The organism is Pseudomonas sp. TWR1-1-3, from assembly GCF_049896805.1.
GTDB lineage: Bacteria > Pseudomonadota > Gammaproteobacteria > Pseudomonadales > Pseudomonadaceae > Aquipseudomonas > Aquipseudomonas bubulae.
This window is the reverse complement of sequence record NZ_JAFCUZ010000001.1, coordinates 80,441-98,665: the sequence shown is the minus strand read 5'-3', so window position 1 is coordinate 98,665 and position 18,225 is coordinate 80,441. Positions and strand designations below refer to the sequence as shown.

Genomic DNA, 18,225 nt, shown 5'->3' with positions numbered 1-18,225 from the left:
AAAGCTCAAGCTGTATAAAGACGAGTCCAGATGCTGACGATCTCATCAATAGAGTAGTTTTCAACGATCCGCAATCTTGCGGCGCGCGACATGTTATTTTTTTCACTGGCCGTCTTAGCCAGAGCAATGCTCATGGCCTGAGCAAGACCCTTAGGATCCTTGGCCGGAACTAAGTATCCGCAACCACCCACGACTTCTTTAACGCCGCCGCAATCGGTTGCTACCACGACTTTCTCGGACGCCATGGCTTCAGCTACCACCAAACCAAAGCCCTCCCAGGCCGAGGAAAGCACGTATAAATCCGCTGCATTATATATATCATTGACGTCTGATCTGACGCCTAAAAATCTCACCAGCGGGGTAAGTTTCAAGGTAGCTACGAGATCTTTCAGCTCCTGTCTCAGCGGACCATCACCTACAATCCATAGCTTCACCGTTTGTTTGTTATCGGACAGTACTTTAAATGCATGTATTAGATTTTTATAGTCTTTGGCATCAACCAGTCGACCCACCGCTACAAGCAATTCGTCCTGATCAACAAGACCTTCCGAACTCCTGATGGCTGCCCGCGTAACCAGGTCAGGCTTGAAGCGTTGGGTATCAATACCATTCGGAATGGCCAGCATGGTACCTGGCGGACAGGCTTTTTTTTGTTCGAATATATGCACAGCTTCAACCGTTACATTGGTTGTCACATCAGCTAAAGAATGCGTGAGCCGATAAGCGAGCATTCTTGCCTTACCGCCTTCATTGGTATTGTGTGCTGTATTGATCAGTCTTTTGATGGTACAAATCGGCCTGATCATTCGAGAGAAGAGGTTCGCATGCACCATGTGCGCATGAACGACATCAGGATCAAAATCCTTGATAATACTCCTCAACTTAATAAAGCCTTTGAGAAATCCAGGTACTGTTTTCTCTAGATTCAACCCCAAAAGCTCAACACATGGACTTTTGGGTCGCAACAGAGCAGGCCCGGTTAGATAGCAGATTTTCACCTCATGCCCGCTCTCGTGAAAACGATCGGCAAGGTCCAGAACCTGTCTTTCCGCACCACCCACACCAAGACCTGTGATGATATATAAAATTTTCATACTAAATTTTTCGCCTGTTGCTCACACGAAACACGACACACTGAAAATATCGCACTATGCACTTTAACTTCCTGACAGCACCTGCCTCGCGCAACACCTGTTCTTTATAAAATAAACCAAAACCCTGGGGATTTCGTTTCAGATTATTGAAAAAATTAGCTGAATACCCATCCGGTAAATATTCGCACAAATAGATATATTTGCTGTAAAAGTACAGGATCTCACCTTCGTCGGATATTCTGTTCCAGATCAACAATTCAGGGACAAATATCTCGTCTTTAAAACGAGGAAAAGGATGTTTAAGCAATGCACTTTTCTTGAATACATAAGCCAGATCCCCCAGAAAGTGATTGGCTGCTTCAGTAGGTGTCATCTTCGAAGCGACAGTATCGTCGTCTGAGAATACGGCCCCGATAATATTACCGGCCAGATCGGCCCTCCTATAACAAAGCCCGGCAATACCATGGGTGTCCAGGTTCTGCAAGTCTTCGTTAATGACTTCAATAGCATTCGATGTAAGCGCATCGTCACTATCGACCAACAACACCCAATCCCCTGTTCCGGCTGGAACCCCGGTGTTAATCGCTATATGTTTTCCCGCGTTTTCTTGCTGCAAAATCTTGATAGAGAAACTGGAATTCTGCTGAAACTCCTCCAGCAATGAAAGCGTTTCGTCTTGGCTTCCATCATCAACTACGACCCACTCGAAGGACTTATTAGTCTGCTTCTCCAGGCTTTCATACAAGCGGCCCAAGGTGTAAGCACGGTTATAAGTTGCTGTCAGTACAGTAATCATAAATACCGCTCATCTATTTTATTTTGTACGCTAACAAAATCAGCGAGATGGAGAATAATACCTCAGCCAAAACCAAGCCATACACGATACCAGCCAAGTCATACCAGAGAGAAAACAGAGCTGCCAAACACAAGGAAAGCAACGAAAAAAACATCAAACACATACTGAGGATTTTATCTTTCCCTAAAGGCATGAATATCGTCAGACCTATGGCCTGATTCATCATGCGAAAGGGTATGATCATGACAAATACTTGCAGGATAGATTTAGCTTCATCAAAGCCAGGACCTAACATCAGATTAATTAAAAAATCGCCCAACGCATAAATTATTGTAGCCCCAGCAACGCCGGCAGCAAACAGGAATGCTACGATAAGACTCGACAGCTTCAAGTTGATACTGGTTGTTTTCAAAAGCCGCCTGCTTAAGTAGGGATACAATCCGATCAACACTGGCCCTACCAGACCAACAGAAGCTTTTATAATTTTTTCAGCAGGCACAAACTTAGCAACCGATGCCTGCCCACACATAACCCCGACAAGCGCGGGCCCTGCACTCAACATAATATTATTGGAGCTTTTGTAGATAAAACCATGAAAGCCCGACTTTATTTGCTCGACCCCACTTTTGAAATCAATATTGAAACCACCCACTATTTTGTACGCAAGATAGAGTCCAACCAAAGTATTAAACAGAGAAAAAGAGGACATGATCATTAAAGCAAAACTGGCATTGGCAGAGACATTCAGCAGCAGGTATAAAACTAACAAACCGGCAAATCTCAACACCAACTCGAAGGTCACAACAAACGTAAGCCTCTCCAGCCCCTGAAATAGCCAAATATTACTGAAGCTAAATGCCAGAAAATAAAGATACCCCCACAGGATTAATTGCAAATCGAGATCAAAATCCAGAATTGACAGCACGCCCATGGACACCACAATCATGCCGCTCGAGAGCAATAACTTGGCTGAGTTGACACCATTATAAATCGCAGAAAGCAGCGACTTATTCTCTGGCCCGCACACTGCCACCTGCCTCGCCCCACTCAAGGAAAAACCATACTCGACGATGAGGGAGCACAACAAAGCAGTTGTTTGAATGATCAGCACCTGACCATATTGATCGACGCCCAGTGCTTTGGCCAGAATCGGAATTTCTAGAATGGGTATTAAATAGCTAACCAGCTGAGCTACCAACAACAAGCTGACATTTTTAAATTGCAACCTCATTTTCGTCATCACCCCCTGTGACCTGGACATGTTCGCTCATGATGAACTGACGCGACAATACAGATAGGGCGGATGTCATCAAGATCCAGATTCCCCACTCAGAAAGTTCTGTACTGAAAGGATGGAGCATCAACAATAGGGCAAAACCTAACGAACCGCCTAATGCAGCAATGGCATAAATAAAAATATATTTTGCTTTGTGTTCATGCATTGCGTAGCGACACAATCGTATTGCAAATATCAGCAAGGGTGAGAATATGAGAATCAGAAGGCCGATAAAACCCAAAATACCCAGATCGCCACCGGATGAAATAAAAGCGTTGTGCACAACCATCGGACTACCATCTACTTCAGACGTCGTACTGCCGAAACCGCAACCAAATGGCATGCACGTTTCAAAAGACCTCAGACCATCAGCTAGCATTCGAGCTCTTACAGGATCCCCTGCTGCCAATCTGTCCACGACTAGAGGATTCTGATTGAAATTAAGAATATCGTAGCCGGTGCTGTACAGCATCAACACGGCAGTGAATGAAATGATTGAAATAAAAAACAGGAGTAATGTCAGCTTTGGTCTGACATGCATGCTGAGCAGCAGTATCAAGAGTATCACAAGCAAAAATACAATAAATCCTGTACGACTGGAATCCATAACAAGTATGTACGCGCCGGCGATCATGACCAGTAGGCTAGTTACTTTACTTCTGCCATCAAAGAGCGTACCCACAATTACAAAACCTGCGAAGAATGCACACGTTTTCCACAACACGCCCGGATAGGCAAATAAACTTCCTTGCCGACCATCGCCCAACTCAATATATAAACCTGTCAGGTAATATTTCGCCATGCAAAAAACCAGGAAACCTGTCAATATCGATCGCGAGGCGATCGAATGATAGTCACCTTGTTCCAAAAACTGAGAGTGCGCATAAACACAAACAAAGACAACACCAATACACATCATCTTCAACCCTTGGTAAAAGGTTTGAATTTCAGCATTGGCCAATGCTGACAGTACAAAGGCGCTAAACAACACGAAAAACCCGAGAATATATACAGCCAACTCGGGACTTACCTTGAAAGACAATCGTTCAGGGGCTGAGATTAACCCGACCACTACGATCAAGCCCCATAAAGCCCAATATCCTGCGGGACTGATCAAACTTCTGACATCACCCAATACGACCAATAGGCAAGCACTCAACACGATACCGTAAGACGCTGCATTTTTTTTCACGTTTTCCACTTACACCTGCCTACTTACACGTGATTTAACAAACTTTAGCCTCAGAGTCACACTGTAAGCGTTTAGCCACTTGCAATAACCTCCTAAAACTCTGCATCTGTTCCAGCGTTTTAGCTAATGCACATCACATCACGAACAATGCAGCAGCCTGATCTTTATCGTTGATAAGATACCCTCCAACGTCTGGCCAATGAATATTCAACGCTTCGTCATTCCAGCGAATGCTGCGCTCAGATTCCTTATTATAGAAATTGGTCGTTTTATAACTAAATATCGTGTTTTCTTCCAGCGCAAGGAAGCCATGGGCAAATCCAGCAGGAATCCACAGCATTTTTTTATTCTCTGTATTCAATTCCAGTCCAAACCATTCGCCATACGACGGAGACCCCTGACGAATATCCACAGCGACATCGAAAGCTGCGCCATGGTTCACAGAGACCAGTTTGCCTTGCGCGAAAGGCTCTAGTTGATAATGCAACCCTCGCAGAACACCCTTTTTGGAACAGGATTGATTATCCTGAACGAAAGAATCAGGAACGGGCAGCCCCAAGTGACGCAATCCTTCCTCGAATTTTTGAAGATTGAAACTTTCCATGAACCAGCCGCGTTCATCTTCGTAAACGTCCGGCTCGATGATCACCACGCCAGGCAATGTTGATGGCATAAATTTCATGCACCGCTCCCCTCAGATAACAGCTTGCCCAGGTATTGTCCGTAACCGGTTTTTTTAAATCTTTCGGCCTGCTCAGCCAACACCTGAGAGGTTATCCAGCCATTGTTGAATGCAATTTCTTCCAGGCAAGCAACCTTCAATCCCTGGCGCTTCTCAATGGTATGGACAAAATGACTCGCCTCCAGCAGTGATTCATGGGTCCCAGTGTCAAGCCAGGCAAACCCGCGCCCCAATATTTCAACGCTCAGTTCTTTCTGTTCTAGATATGCCTGGTTGACATCGGTAATCTCAAGCTCGCCCCTTGCCGAAGGTTTGATCTTCTTCGCTATCTCAACAATTTGGTTGTCGTAGAAATACAGCCCGGTCACAGCATAGTTCGATTTGGGTTTAGGCGGTTTTTCCTCGATGCTAAGCGCCTGGCCAGAGCTGTCAAACTCCACGACGCCAAAACGCTCGGGGTCACTGACGTGATAACCAAAAACTGTAGCACCTACCGTCTTTGACATTGCTGAGCGCAAGTTGTCCGAGAAGTGCTGTCCATAGAAAATATTGTCACCCAGAATCAGGCAGACCGGATCTTGACCAATAAAGGCCTCACCAATAATAAAGGCTTGTGCCAGTCCGTCGGGACTAGGTTGTTCGGCATAACTGAGCTCAACACCATAATGACTGCCATTACCTAGCAATTTTTCAAAATTTGGCAGATCTTCCGGAGTAGAAATAATCAGAATTTCCTGTATCCCCGCCAGCATCAAAACAGACAGCGGGTAAAAGATCATCGGCTTGTCGTAGATCGGCAGCATCTGTTTAGAGACTCCCAGCGTGAGCGGATGCAGGCGCGTACCTGAGCCACCAGCAAGAATGATGCCTTTACGCTTGATCGAGATCATGTTTCAAGCACTTCCTTAATTATTCGAATGCACCACTCGCAGCGCTGGCCGGTGATGAGATAAATTTGAGTTTTAAAAAAGTACGCTACCGCCCCAGGATTCTTCGTCGATTTCCTGAGAACGGTTGTAAGACTATTGATAGCCCCGGCTTCAGTCTGCGTTTATTCAACGATTGGCGATACTCGCCAAAGGCAAGCTGATCTGTTGCTGACGATTCATCAAGTTAATAAGCAGGATGACCCGCTCTTCGCCGTCCATTGTCATGAAAATGGACTCAATACCTGCGAAACCTTGATCAAGGATGGTGACTTTATCGCCAGGGTTAAATTTGGCGATAATATGAGTACTCGCGCGACTCTGCAGCTGCATAATCAGCTCGTGACCGACTGCCAGCGGCCGACCACCAAAGGCCACCACGCGAGCTACGCCACGGGTGGAACGTAGAGGAGCCCAGTTGGCACCTTCAGGCATATGTATAAACAAGTAGCCAGGAAACAGCGATTCCTCAGCGTAGTGCATCTGGCCACGCAGGGTTCGCTCACGCCTGCATGTGGGCCGTGAACACCCATAACCCTGGCGTATAAGGTTTTCTTCTGCACGCTCGTCCTGTCTGGGCTTACATTGCACCAGATACCACTCGCCGGTTGTGGCCACTGTCGATTCCTGAGCTGCTGCGGTGCTGATCATGGGCATGGATAATTCATTTAGTAAGTTCTTCCGTGTTTTACCATCGTACAGTGCATGTGCCAATAACAGGGTGGCCTTCAGCTCGCCGGGATGAATGCCTCAACGAATCTGTTTTGAGTTTGATACAGGTTTGACAATTTCACTGCCACCACCCGTTCCGCCACTATTTCGCCATACCCCAAGCATATTTCTCGGCCCAATGCTTCATACCTGAAACAAAGCCGAGCAAACCATGCTGATCGGCATGGGAAAATTGCCACCCAACGTGCTGATGCCTGCGCGAATGATACAGCGCTTGCCCTCCAATTCAACATAACCGCTTGGGTGGCCGTACTTTTGTATCTGGTCTGCGTCTGCAGAGTTTCATTCTTGACTTATGCAGAACCACTGATGAGCAGGCATCTCGGTGATGTGCTGCTTCAGCCGTCTCAGACAAGGATCAATGTGTGCCGACTCTCTGCTCAATTCCAGGCGCAATTAGCCTTAAAGCACCAACGCCAATAATTTCGGCGAGGGAGCATCACTGCACACAATCGGATCCTTGAGACCTGCCGCCAAAAAATTATGGAATGCATCCGACATGATCAGCTTGGACATGGGTAAGCATCAGCACTTTGATACCGGCAAGTACAAAGTTTTCGCGGATGCAATGCACCGATGACACCGCTGACAGTGCGCTCACTGCCCTGAAACAGACCGCCGTCGATTAACAGATTACTCAGGGTGCCCATCTGCAACTGATGGTGCGAACCCATGACGCCGTTGACGGCGCCATGTTGAAACATGAGCTGATAAGGTACAGGTTGCTTTCAGTACAGCTCCATGAAGAAGCAATTAATCCATCAACTAGTGGCTAGTAATGTGTCAGCCCAGCCCCCTATCAGCGCAGATCCTTTTGTAAAAGGTTACCAGCACCCGTCGTTTCAGTCGGATCTCTTCGGCTTTGCACCGAGAGAGGCTGGTGAAGCCCGTCACGACGCTGAGCTACAAAGTACTTGGCGATAACGATCAAGATGCCAAACAGAGCGCCCAGCACCAACCCCAACAAGGTAATCAAGGCTTTTTTTGGCTTGATTGGAGCCACGGGTTCCAGAGCCTTGCGGTCAATGGATACCAGCTTCAAATTAGTAAAATCGAGATTGCTAACCCCACCCAAACGGACAATTTCTGCACGCAGTGGCTCGACACCACTTAAAAAGAGGTCTTCATTTTGACGCAGCTTAAGAACTTCGACTTCACGGTTGCTTTGCAACAACAACAGTTCACGAGCGATCTGGGCGATACGGTTTTCGGTAAAATCGTCGTTACTACGATTCTTCAAAGCAGCACGCTCTGCCTCTAGCGCCTCTACACCAAGAAAGTACAAGGGGATCTGTTGATTGTTTATTTCGGTGCGCATAAGACTGGAATCAGCCGGTCGCGCAGAATCGCCCAAAGCGGAGGGGGTTGTAGGCTTTTGTATACCCAGCGCCTTGGCAATGCCAATGGCCTCACTCAACTGGGCCATACGATCCATGCGTCCAGTCTTGAGCTGTTGACGCAAAGCCTTGAGTTCGTCCTGCAATTGCGCGCGCTTGAGATTATCCGTCTCGAGCAAGGTAGCAATCCGCGCCTGCTTTTCGGTCTCATAGTTGGAGCGAGCAGCGTCGATCTTACCCTTGAGCTCGGTTAAACGATTATTGACGATAACCTTCAGATCGGCGGAAATTTGATCACGCTCAGCTGTAATGGCGTGATCCACAAATCCGTTAAGAATTTGCACACCGTCCACACCCTTGGGGTAGTTCAGCTCCAAGCCTATGGAAACATTAAGCGAATCAGCTTTTGTTGGATCAGGCAGAATCAGCTTCAGCGAGTCACGATTGAAATCTTCAAAACTCTGTTCCAAGGTCCGGCCCGGACGCTTGAATTGGCTGAACAGAGCCTGATTAGCTTTGAAAAAGCTCAGGCGCGTCTCATAGGACTCAAGTGATGAACCGACTTTTAACAAAGCTTCTTTAGGCGGCAAGGTGTAAACACCCGAACGATTGAGGGCATCCAGTTCGTTGATCGCGGCAGGCCGCAAGATGCTGCTCACCTGGTACTCAGGCGTCACGAAATAGGCATAACCCAATGCTGCAATGCCACAAAGCGCGCTCGTTGCAATGATGATGGATTTTTTGTTCCAGACCGCCTGAAATAAAGTGAACAGGTCCACTTCAAACGACGGATTTCCAGCGGGGATACGGGATTTGCTATTCACAACCGGGGCCTGCCTTCTAAAAGAAACTGCGGGCTCGTTATGCAGAAATTCTTACATACGCTTAACTGGCTTTTATTGTTTTAATCATCAGGCTTGAGCATCAATGCGCACCTGATAAAGCATAAAAATCACTGGCAATCGAGAGCAGCCCGCATTTTGCCAGCATTCCAGAACATTTCAATATAAGAGTGGCACAATGATGTTATTTCCGGCTCAACGGAATGTTTGAGGCTTAACCATTCTTTAAATACCAACTATCCAGACATTCCTTTCCCTGCCTAATGCGCCATCCATGGTGCAAATGGGATCCAGATACGCCTAAATTGCTGGCTTGGCTTGCACCATCAGCTCGAGCTTCAGCTTGCGGGCTTTGCGGCTGTAGGCTAGCCAACCCAGAACAGGGCCGATAGCCATACCTAGCAGCAGTGCGCAGATGATCAACAACGACCCAGGTAATTCGGGTGTGCGCCAGCCCAAAAACACCAATGCTACAGGCTGTTGATTTTCCAGGATAAAAATAAGCACCCCAAAAATGACAATCAGCCCAAATACCACTGACGCAGCACGCTTAAAGGTACGCATCGGCAACTCCTGTTCCCTGAAGGTTAAATGTCGTCTTCCTCATCCTCGTTCACCCGGTCTCGCAGCTCTTTGCCCGGTTTGAAATGAGGCACAAATTTTCCATCCAGGCTGACCGACTGGCCTGTCTTGGGGTTGCGACCTACACGAGGGGCGCGGTAATGCAGGGAGAAGCTGCCAAAACCACGGATTTCAATACGATCCCCGGTCGCGAGGCATTGAGACATTTGTTCAAGCATGGTCTTGATGGCCAACTCCACATCCTTGGATGAGAGTAGCCCTTGATGGGTGACAATTCGTTCGATCAACTCCGACTTCGTCATATTTTTCCCTTCTTTTTCAAGCAGCTAGATCAGCGCTCCCAAGGTTTTAGCATGATCGAATGAATTTGAACAGCCCAGGGATTGACTTATCTTTACAACCCGCATAAGCACTGTAAAAAATCGATTCCACCACCCACCATCATAGCCATCAGGCCCAAACAGCCCATGGTCGATCACAGGCCGCACAACGACAGCACTCACCCTGCCCCACAGCTAGCTCCCTGACGTGCAGCAAACCGACCTACACAAGATCCTGCCAAGCACCATCACAAATCGCAGGCACAAAAAAGGGCGACCTAAGTCGCCCTTTTTCTATGGTCAATCAGAACTTAGTTCTGTTTTTCCATTTGTGCACGCAGCAGGTCGCCCAAAGTGGTCGGACCAGCAGCAATGTCAGAGGTAGCTGGCTTGTCGCGCAGGCTCTGGATTGCTTCTTTCTCTTCAGCATCATCTTTCGACTTGATGGAGAGTTGGATTACGCGGCTCTTGCGATCAACGCTGATGATCTTGGCTTCTACTTCTTCGCCTTCTTTCAGAACGTTGCGCGCGTCTTCAACGCGGTCACGGCTGATTTCGGAGGCTTTCAGAGTCGCTTCGATATCGTTGGCCAGAGTGATGATGGCGCCTTTAGCGTCAACTTCTTTCACGATGCCCTTAACGATTGCGCCTTTGTCGTTCTCTTGTACGTACTCGGAGAACGGATCGCTTTCCAGCTGCTTGATACCCAGGGAGATGCGCTCGCGCTCTGGATCAACAGACAGGATAACGGTGTCCAGCTCGTCGCCCTTCTTGAAACGACGCACGGCTTCTTCGCCAACTTCGTTCCAGGAGATGTCGGACAGGTGAACCAGGCCGTCGATGCCGCCGTCCAGACCAATGAAGATACCGAAATCGGTGATCGACTTGATGGTGCCGGAGATTTTATCGCCCTTGTTGAACTGGCCAGAGAAATCTTCCCATGGGTTAGATTTGCACTGCTTGATGCCCAGGGAGATACGACGACGCTCTTCGTCGATGTCCAGAACCATAACTTCCACTTCGTCGCCGACTTGTACGACTTTCGAAGGGTGGATGTTTTTGTTGGTCCAGTCCATTTCCGAAACGTGTACCAGACCTTCAACGCCTTCTTCCAGCTCTGCGAAGCAGCCGTAGTCAGTCAGGTTGGTTACACGAGCGGTAACGCGAGTGCTTTCTGGGTAACGGGCTTTGATAGCAACCCATGGATCTTCGCCCAGTTGCTTCAGGCCCAGGGAAACACGATTGCGTTCGCGATCATATTTCAGAACCTTGACATCGATCTCGTCGCCAACGTTGACGATTTCGGAAGGATGCTTGATACGCTTCCAAGCCATGTCAGTGATGTGCAGCAGGCCATCAACGCCACCCAGATCGACGAATGCGCCGTAATCGGTGAGGTTTTTGACGATACCTTTAACTTGCTGACCTTCTTGCAGCGATTCCAGCAGAGCTTCACGCTCGGCGGAGTTCTCTGCTTCAAGCACGCTGCGACGCGAAACAACTACGTTGTTGCGCTTCTGGTCCAGCTTGATGACCTTGAATTCCAGCTCTTTGCCTTCCAGGTGCGTAGTATCGCGCACTGGACGAACGTCAACCAGAGAACCTGGCAGGAACGCACGGATGCCGTTAACGTCGACAGTGAAGCCGCCTTTAACCTTACCGTTGATAACGCCCTTGACCACTTCTTCTGCTGCGAAGGCTGCTTCCAGAACGATCCAGCATTCAGCGCGCTTGGCTTTTTCACGGGACAGTTTGGTTTCGCCAAAGCCGTCTTCGACCGCGTCCAGCGCAACGTGAACTTCATCACCGATGTTGATGTTCAGTTCGCCAGCGTCGTTGTGGAACTGCTCCAGCGGGATGAGGCCTTCCGACTTCAAACCAGCGTGAACGGTTACCCAACCAGCTTGGTAATCGATATCAACGATGATAGCGGTGATGATCGAGCCAGCCTGAAGATTCAGGGTTTTTAGGCTTTCTTCAAAGAGTTCTGCAAAGCTTTCGCTCATTTTAATTCCTGTTGTTCAAGGGCGAAGGAATACGCCCATCAGCCACATTCCAGACAATGTGGGTTACGTTCATATAAAAGAAGGCATGCAGGACTATTTCTGGTCTCCTGCACGCTTTCTTGGTCATCCAGCGATATCGCGAAGTGCGATTTCGCTCATGATGCGTTCCAGCACCTGCTCGATGGACAACTCCGTGGAGTCCAGCTGTATGGCATCAGCCGCCGGCTTGAGCGGGGCTATTGCACGCTGTGTGTCACGCTCGTCGCGGGCACGAATCTCATCTAGCAGACCCGAGAGACTAACATCATCGCCCTTGGCCTTCAACTGCAAGTAACGGCGGCGGGCCCGTTCCTCAGCGCTAGCGGTCAGAAAAACCTTCAATGGCGCGTCAGGAAAGACCACGGTACCCATGTCCCGACCATCTGCAACCAGCCCCGGGAACTCAAGGAAAGCACGCTGACGCTGCAGCAACGCATCGCGAACAGCCGGCAAAGCCGCGACTTTCGAGGCTCCGGCCGCTACGGTCTCACTGCGGATGGCGTGAGTCACGTCATCACCTTCCAGAATGATCCGCGCCGGCTTACCGTCCGTCGCGCCGATGAACTGCACATCAAGATGCGCAGCCAGTTTTTCCAGCAACGCCTCGTTATCCAGGGCCACACCATGGTTACCTGCGGCAAACGCCAGCAGGCGGTACAGAGCACCGGAGTCGAGCAAATTCCACCCCAGGCGCTTGGCCAGGATGCCAGCAACCGTGCCTTTACCTGAACCGCTTGGGCCGTCGATGGTGATAACCGGTGCCGAAACCATCACGAGTTTGCCTCTTGAGCAACACGCATGCCCACTTGCTTGCACAGAGCAAGGAAGTTGGGGAAAGAAGTCGCCACGTTGGCGCAATCATGGATACGGATGGGTGCGGTTGCGCGCAACGAAGCCACACTGAAGGCCATTGCGATACGGTGATCGCCATGACCATGAACCTCACCACCGCCAATAGTGCCACCATCAATGATGATGCCATCCGGTGTCGGCTCGCACTTCACGCCCAGGGTCAGCAAGCCATCTGCCATTACCTGGATCCGGTCGGACTCCTTGACCCGCAGCTCTTCAGCACCCCGAAGGATCGTACGACCCTCAGCCACGGCCGCGGCCACAAAGAGTACCGGGAACTCGTCAATCGCCAGCGGCACCAGCTCTTCCGGAATCTCGATACCCTTGAGTTTAGCAGCCCGCACGCGCAGGTCCGCCACCGGCTCACCGCCCACTTCGCGTTGATTTTCCAGGGTGATATCCGCCCCCATCAGACGCAAGATGTCGATAACGCCGGTACGGGTCGGATTGATGCCCACATGCTCAAGCAGCAGGTCCGAGCCTTCTGCGATCGAAGCGGCGACCAGGAAGAACGCCGACGAGGAAATATCCCCCGGCACTTCGATATGGGTCGCCGTCAGCTTGTGGCCCGACTCAACCGAAGCAGTAGGACCATTAACAGTTACCGGGTATCCGAAGCCTTGCAGCATGCGCTCGGTATGGTCACGAGTCGGTGCAGGCTCGGTTACCGAGGTCTTGCCTTCTGCATACAGGCCCGCCAGCAACAGGCAGGATTTAACCTGGGCACTGGCCATCGGCAAGGTGTAATCCATGCCCTTGAGCGCATGACCACCACGAATGGTCATCGGCGGGCGACCTTCGGCAGCGGTCTCAATCACGGCACCCATTTCACGCAATGGATTGGCCACACGGTTCATCGGGCGCTTGGTCAGGGACGCATCGCCGGTCAGGGTGGTGTCGAAGCTCTGAGCTGCCAGCAGGCCGGACAACAGGCGCATCGAAGTACCCGAGTTGCCCAGGTAGATCGGGCCAGGTGGCGCTTTCAGACCGTGCAGGCCAACGCCATGAATGGTCACGCGACCATGATGCGGGCCCTCAATCACCACGCCCATGTCACGGAACGCCTGCAGCGTCGCCAGGGCGTCTTCACCCTCAAGGAAACCTTCCACTTCGGTCGTACCTTCAGCCAGCGAGCCGAGCATGATCGAGCGGTGGGAAATGGATTTGTCGCCTGGTACGCGAATTCGGCCAGTTACTTGACCACCAGGATTTGCCAAAAAAATCAGATCGTTGGAATTCATAGCGTCCACATATGCCCGGCGGGCCAGGATTTTACTGAAATGCTCGCGGGCAACCCGGGCGCGAGTGAAAACGCCCAGCAATTGATGCCCATCCCCTGCATCGACCGCGTCGCGCAAAGCGTCGAGATCACTGCGAAATGTATCCAATGTGCGCAGCACTGCCTCGCGATTAGCGAGAAAAATGTCATGCCACATTACCGGGTCGCTGCCGGCGATTCTTGTGAAATCACGGAAGCCACCCGCTGCGTAACGGAAGATGTCCAGATTCTCGTTGCGCTTGGCAAGAGAGTCCACCAGCCCGAAAGCCAGCAAATGAGGTAAATGGCTGGTTGCAGCCAGTACCTCGTCATGTCGCTCGACCTGCATATGCTCGACGTCAGCCCCCAGGGCGCGCCACATCGCATCTACCAGAGCCAGCGCATCGGCATCGGTCTGAGCCACAGGCGTCAAAATCACCTTGTGCCGCTCAAACAGACTGGCATTCGAAGCTTCTACACCACTCTGTTCAGACCCGGCAATCGGATGGCCAGGTACAAAGCGCGCAGGCATGCCACCAAAGGCTTGTGCCGCTGCCCGCACAACATTGCCTTTGGCACTGCCCACATCGGTAAGCACCGCGCGGCCCAGATCCATGCCCGCCAGAAGGCCGAGCATTTTTTCCATGGCCAGAATCGGCACGGCCAACTGAATCACATCTGCGCCCACGCAAGCAGCGGCCAGATTTGCTTCACAGCGATCGACCACTCCCAGCTCAACGGCCAGAACACAGGATTCGGGATCGAGATCAACACCGACCACTTCGTCGCACAGACCGCTCTCACGCATGCCCTTGGCGAAAGACCCGCCAATCAGACCCAACCCGACAACGACCAGCCGCCCTATTACAGGCCTTACAGATTGCACAGACATTACATCAACCACGAGCAAGAACCTTGGACAGCGCTTCAAGCAGGCGAGTGTTTTCCGCCGGCAAACCAATAGTGATACGCAGATGGTCAGGCATACCGTAGTTGGCCACCGGACGCACTATGACACCTTCACGCAACAGCCCCTGATAGACGGGAGCCGCTACCTGACCGAGATCCAGCGCGATAAAATTGCCGCGCGACGGGATCCAGCCCAGGCCCAACTCACGAAAACCGTCCTGTAACTGCTGCATACCGGCCTCGTTCAGGCGGCGGCTTTGCTCCAGGTAATCGCTGTCTTTCAGCGCCGCGCAAGCCGCAGCCAGCGCCAGGCTGTTGACGTTGAATGGCTGGCGAACGCGGTTCAGCACATCGGCCACCACCGCCGTTGACAACCCATAACCCACCCGCAACGCGGCCAGGCCGTAGGCCTTGGAGAACGTGCGGGAAACCAGCAGGTTGGGATACCCCGACAAAAACTCCAGACCATCGGGCAGATCACCGCCCTCTGCGTACTCGATATAAGCTTCATCCAGCACCACAAGCACGTGCTCGGGCACGTCCTGCAAAAACTCGTTCAGCGCATCGACGCCAAACCAGGTACCGGTCGGGTTGTTCGGGTTGGCAATAAAGACCACCCGGGTATCACTGTCGATGGCAGCCAGCATGGCAGGCAGGTCATGCCCCCAGTCCTTGGCCGGCACAACGCGGGCCTGGGCACCTACCGCCTGGGTCACAATCGGATACACGGCAAATGCATGCTCACTGAACACGGCATTTAGCCCCGGCGCCAGGTAGGCACGCGCCACCAGCTCCAGAATATCGTTAGAACCGTTGCCCAGTGTTACCTGGTCAAGCTGTACGCCACACTGCTCAGCCAACAGGCTTTTCAGGGCAAAGCCATTGCCATCCGGGTAGCGCGTCAACTCGGCCAGCTCGGCACGAATGGCTTCCAGCGCCTTGGGGCTCGCCCCCAAAGGATTTTCGTTGCTGGCCAGCTTGACGATCGTGGCCGGATCCAGATCCAGTTCACGCGCCAGCTCATCCACAGGTTTACCCGGGACATAAGGCGAAAGTTGTTGTACGCCCGGCTGTGCCAGGGCGAGGAAATCACCGCTCATGTTTTATCGCCTCAGAGAACCGCTTTCGGGTAGGAACCCAATACTTTAAGCGCTACGGCTTCTTGACTGATCTGCTCCAGGACACTTTTGACCAACGGGTCGCGGTGATGACCAGCAAAGTCGATGAAAAACACATAGGTCCATTTACCGCTACGCGAAGGACGCGTCTCAATGCGCGTCAGATCGATCCCGTTCTCATGGAACGGTACCAGCAGTTCATGCAGGGCCCCAGGACGGTTGCTCATGGACACAATGATCGACGTCTTGTCATCGCCAGTGGGTGGCACTTCCTGGCTGCCAATCATCAAGAACCGCGTGGAGTTGTCCGGGCGGTCTTCAATTTTTTCGGCCAGTCGGGTCAAGCCGTACAGGCCAGCAGCCATATCACCGGCAATGGCAGCGGAGTTCCACTCACCCTTGACCCGTTTGGCCGCTTCGGCATTGCTCGACACCGCAATACGTTCGACATTCGGGTAGTGTGCATCCAGCCATTTGCGGCACTGAGCCAGCGACTGGGCGTGGGAGTAAATGCGACTGATACTGTCCGTTTTGGTGTTTTCGCCGACCAGCAGGTGATGGTGGATGCGCAGCTCTACTTCACCGCAGATCACCATGTCATGCTCAAGGAAGCTGTCGAGAGTGTGGTTGACTGCGCCTTCTGTGGAGTTTTCCACTGGCACCACGCCAAAATTCACTGCACCGGCAGCCACTTCGCGGAATACTTCGTCAATGGCAGCCATCGGCTTGCTGATCACGGCATGCCCAAAGTGCTTCATGGCCGCAGCCTGGGTAAAGGTACCCTCGGGGCCGAGATAAGCCACTTTCAGCGGCTGCTCCAGCGCCAGGCACGAGGACATGATTTCGCGGAACAACCGCGCCATCTCTTCGTTGCCCAACGGGCCTTTATTGCGCTCCATAACGCGCTTGAGCACCTGAGCCTCACGCTCAGGCCGGTAAAATACCGGCACTTCACCCTCAGCCAGGGAAGCCATCTTGACCCGCGCCACTTCCTGGGCACAACGCGCCCGCTCGCTGATAAGCTCCAGGACTTTTTCATCCAGACTGTCGATACGCAGGCGCAGCGCCTTGAGTTCTTGCTCGGACATTAGCCGTGTTCCTTTTCGAACTCTGCCATGTAAGCCACCAGCGCGTTAACCGCGTTGATATCCACAGCGTTATAGATCGATGCGCGCATGCCACCAACGGAGCGGTGCCCCTTGAGGTTCAGCAGGCCGCGTGCTTCAGCGCCTGCCAGGAATGGCTTGTCGAGGCGATCGTCCGCCAGACGGAACGGTACGTTCATCCACGAGCGATCAGAAAGGTTGATCGGGTTGCTGTACAGGCCACTGGCGTCGATAAAGTCGTACAAGGTACGTTTTTTCACTTCATTGAGCTTGCCGATTGCCTCGACACCGCCCTGCTCCTTGAGCCATTCGAATACCAGGCCTGACAGGTACCAGGCCAGGGTCGGCGGCGTGTTGTACATCGAGCCGTTGTCAGCCGCGACCTTGTAATCGAGCATGGTCGGGCAGATCGAACGCGCACGACCCAGCAGATCTTCGCGAATGATATTGACCACGATGCCACTTGGGCCGATGTTTTTCTGGGCACCCGCGTAGATCATGCCAAAACGGGACACATCAACCGGGCGCGACAGAATATCCGAAGACATGTCAGCGACCAATGGCACATCGCCAGTCTCAGGGATCCAGTTGAATTCCAGACCGCCGATGGTTTCGTTTGGCGCGTAATGAACGTAGGCCGCGTCTTTCGACAGATTCCACTCATTCTGACCAGGAATCGCGAAGTAATCGTAAGGTTTGGCGGTTGCTGCCACGTTGACGTGACCGAAACGCGACGCCTCTTCAATGGCCTTCTGCGACCAGATACCGGTATCGATGTAATCCGCCTTGCCATTTTCAGGCAAAAGATTCAGCGGGATCTGGGCAAACTGTTGGCTGGCACCGCCTTGCAGAAACAGGACTTTGTAGTTCGAGGGAATAGACAGCAGGTCACGCAGATCCTGCTCAGCCTTGGTCGCAATGGACACGAACTCATCGCTGCGATGGCTCATTTCCATGACCGAGAGGCCCTTGCCATGCCAGTCGAGCAACTCGGACTGGGCACGCAACAGAACAGCTTCAGGTAGCGCAGCAGGACCTGCGCAGAAGTTATAGGCTCGTTTGCTCACTTCCACTCTCACTCTGATTTGGTGGTCACGCAATAAATCAACTCTCGACACATTGTTGCTTGTAGAAGCGGGCTTGCTAGCGATACGGGCA

General features: G+C 51.6%; 16 protein-coding genes. All 16 read right to left on the bottom strand.

What is annotated here, in order from left to right; genetic code table 11:
• Positions 1-5: 5 nt before the first annotated feature.
• Positions 6-1,094: a glycosyltransferase gene (locus ACP7BE_RS00370; protein ID WP_426104229.1), complete on the bottom strand. Its 1,089-nt coding sequence runs from the start codon at positions 1,092-1,094 to the stop codon at positions 6-8.
• A 1-nt stretch (position 1,095) separates the two neighbouring features.
• Complete coding sequence (locus ACP7BE_RS00365; RefSeq protein WP_218722866.1) at positions 1,096-1,890, bottom strand: glycosyltransferase family A protein; 795 nt, start codon at positions 1,888-1,890, stop codon at positions 1,096-1,098.
• 13 nt (positions 1,891-1,903) lie between these two features.
• Positions 1,904-3,121, bottom strand: a complete 1,218-nt coding sequence (locus ACP7BE_RS00360; RefSeq protein WP_176464994.1) for an oligosaccharide flippase family protein — start codon at positions 3,119-3,121, stop codon at positions 1,904-1,906.
• Entirely contained in the window at positions 3,105-4,367 is a 1,263-nt protein-coding gene (locus ACP7BE_RS00355) for a hypothetical protein (RefSeq protein ID WP_095024107.1), read from the bottom strand. The genes ACP7BE_RS00360 and ACP7BE_RS00355 overlap by 17 nt, the downstream gene beginning before the upstream one ends.
• A gap of 124 nt (positions 4,368-4,491) precedes the next feature.
• On the bottom strand, positions 4,492-5,040 hold the full coding sequence (gene rfbC / locus ACP7BE_RS00350; RefSeq protein WP_426104226.1) for a dTDP-4-dehydrorhamnose 3,5-epimerase: 549 nt from the start codon (positions 5,038-5,040) through the stop codon (positions 4,492-4,494).
• Entirely contained in the window at positions 5,037-5,930 is an 894-nt protein-coding gene (gene rfbA, locus ACP7BE_RS00345; protein ID WP_426104224.1) for a glucose-1-phosphate thymidylyltransferase RfbA, read from the bottom strand. The genes rfbC and rfbA overlap by 4 nt, the downstream gene beginning before the upstream one ends.
• Positions 5,931-6,095: 165 nt before the next feature.
• Positions 6,096-6,623, bottom strand: a complete 528-nt coding sequence (gene rfaH, locus ACP7BE_RS00340; RefSeq protein ID WP_095019025.1) for a transcription/translation regulatory transformer protein RfaH — start codon at positions 6,621-6,623, stop codon at positions 6,096-6,098.
• Between the two features lie 874 nt (positions 6,624-7,497).
• Entirely contained in the window at positions 7,498-8,859 is a 1,362-nt protein-coding gene (locus tag ACP7BE_RS00335; protein ID WP_178084398.1) for a Wzz/FepE/Etk N-terminal domain-containing protein, read from the bottom strand.
• 318 nt (positions 8,860-9,177) lie between these two features.
• The gene (locus tag ACP7BE_RS00330) at positions 9,178-9,441 is read right to left on the bottom strand and encodes a lipopolysaccharide assembly protein LapA domain-containing protein (RefSeq protein ID WP_095019026.1); all 264 of its coding nucleotides are present in this window, start codon (positions 9,439-9,441) and stop codon (positions 9,178-9,180) included.
• Between the two features lie 23 nt (positions 9,442-9,464).
• Positions 9,465-9,761 (bottom strand): integration host factor subunit beta, encoded by a 297-nt coding sequence (ihfB, locus tag ACP7BE_RS00325; RefSeq protein ID WP_003447108.1) that lies wholly within the window; start codon positions 9,759-9,761, stop codon positions 9,465-9,467.
• Positions 9,762-10,090: 329 nt separating this feature from the next.
• Complete coding sequence (rpsA, locus tag ACP7BE_RS00320) at positions 10,091-11,785, bottom strand: 30S ribosomal protein S1 (RefSeq protein WP_016780248.1); 1,695 nt, start codon at positions 11,783-11,785, stop codon at positions 10,091-10,093.
• A 123-nt stretch (positions 11,786-11,908) separates the two neighbouring features.
• Positions 11,909-12,595: a (d)CMP kinase gene (cmk, locus tag ACP7BE_RS00315; protein WP_083369851.1), complete on the bottom strand. Its 687-nt coding sequence runs from the start codon at positions 12,593-12,595 to the stop codon at positions 11,909-11,911.
• Positions 12,595-14,826 (bottom strand): bifunctional prephenate dehydrogenase/3-phosphoshikimate 1-carboxyvinyltransferase, encoded by a 2,232-nt coding sequence (locus ACP7BE_RS00310; protein ID WP_426104221.1) that lies wholly within the window; start codon positions 14,824-14,826, stop codon positions 12,595-12,597. Before ACP7BE_RS00310 ends, cmk begins: the two co-directional genes overlap by 1 nt.
• Before the next feature lie 4 nt (positions 14,827-14,830).
• Positions 14,831-15,943, bottom strand: a complete 1,113-nt coding sequence (gene hisC / locus ACP7BE_RS00305) for a histidinol-phosphate transaminase (RefSeq protein ID WP_095002805.1) — start codon at positions 15,941-15,943, stop codon at positions 14,831-14,833.
• Between the two features lie 11 nt (positions 15,944-15,954).
• Positions 15,955-17,049 carry a prephenate dehydratase gene (gene pheA / locus ACP7BE_RS00300; RefSeq protein ID WP_016780245.1) on the bottom strand — a complete coding sequence of 365 codons (1,095 nt, stop codon included), beginning with the start codon at positions 17,047-17,049 and terminating at the stop codon, positions 15,955-15,957.
• On the bottom strand, positions 17,049-18,134 hold the full coding sequence (gene serC / locus ACP7BE_RS00295; protein WP_095002826.1) for a 3-phosphoserine/phosphohydroxythreonine transaminase: 1,086 nt from the start codon (positions 18,132-18,134) through the stop codon (positions 17,049-17,051). Before serC ends, pheA begins: the two co-directional genes overlap by 1 nt.
• Positions 18,135-18,225 lie beyond the last annotated feature (91 nt).

Bases quoted from the DNA above. Each gene is read 5' to 3' on its own strand.
- ACP7BE_RS00370 (WP_426104229.1), bottom strand. From the start codon at position 1,094: ATGAAAATTTTATATATCATCACAGGTCTTGGTGTGGGTGGTGCGGAA.
- ACP7BE_RS00365 (WP_218722866.1), bottom strand. From the start codon at position 1,890: ATGATTACTGTACTGACAGCAACTTATAACCGTGCTTACACCTTGGGC.
- ACP7BE_RS00360 (WP_176464994.1), bottom strand. From the start codon at position 3,121: ATGAGGTTGCAATTTAAAAATGTCAGCTTGTTGTTGGTAGCTCAGCTG.
- rfbC (WP_426104226.1), bottom strand. From the start codon at position 5,040: ATGAAATTTATGCCATCAACATTGCCTGGCGTGGTGATCATCGAGCCG.
- rfbA (WP_426104224.1), bottom strand. From the start codon at position 5,930: ATGATCTCGATCAAGCGTAAAGGCATCATTCTTGCTGGTGGCTCAGGT.
- rfaH (WP_095019025.1), bottom strand. From the start codon at position 6,623: ATGCCCATGATCAGCACCGCAGCAGCTCAGGAATCGACAGTGGCCACA.
- ACP7BE_RS00330 (WP_095019026.1), bottom strand. From the start codon at position 9,441: ATGCGTACCTTTAAGCGTGCTGCGTCAGTGGTATTTGGGCTGATTGTC.
- ihfB (WP_003447108.1), bottom strand. From the start codon at position 9,761: ATGACGAAGTCGGAGTTGATCGAACGAATTGTCACCCATCAAGGGCTA.
- rpsA (WP_016780248.1), bottom strand. From the start codon at position 11,785: ATGAGCGAAAGCTTTGCAGAACTCTTTGAAGAAAGCCTAAAAACCCTG.
- cmk (WP_083369851.1), bottom strand. From the start codon at position 12,595: ATGGTTTCGGCACCGGTTATCACCATCGACGGCCCAAGCGGTTCAGGT.
- ACP7BE_RS00310 (WP_426104221.1), bottom strand. From the start codon at position 14,826: ATGTCTGTGCAATCTGTAAGGCCTGTAATAGGGCGGCTGGTCGTTGTC.
- hisC (WP_095002805.1), bottom strand. From the start codon at position 15,943: ATGAGCGGTGATTTCCTCGCCCTGGCACAGCCGGGCGTACAACAACTT.
- pheA (WP_016780245.1), bottom strand. From the start codon at position 17,049: ATGTCCGAGCAAGAACTCAAGGCGCTGCGCCTGCGTATCGACAGTCTG.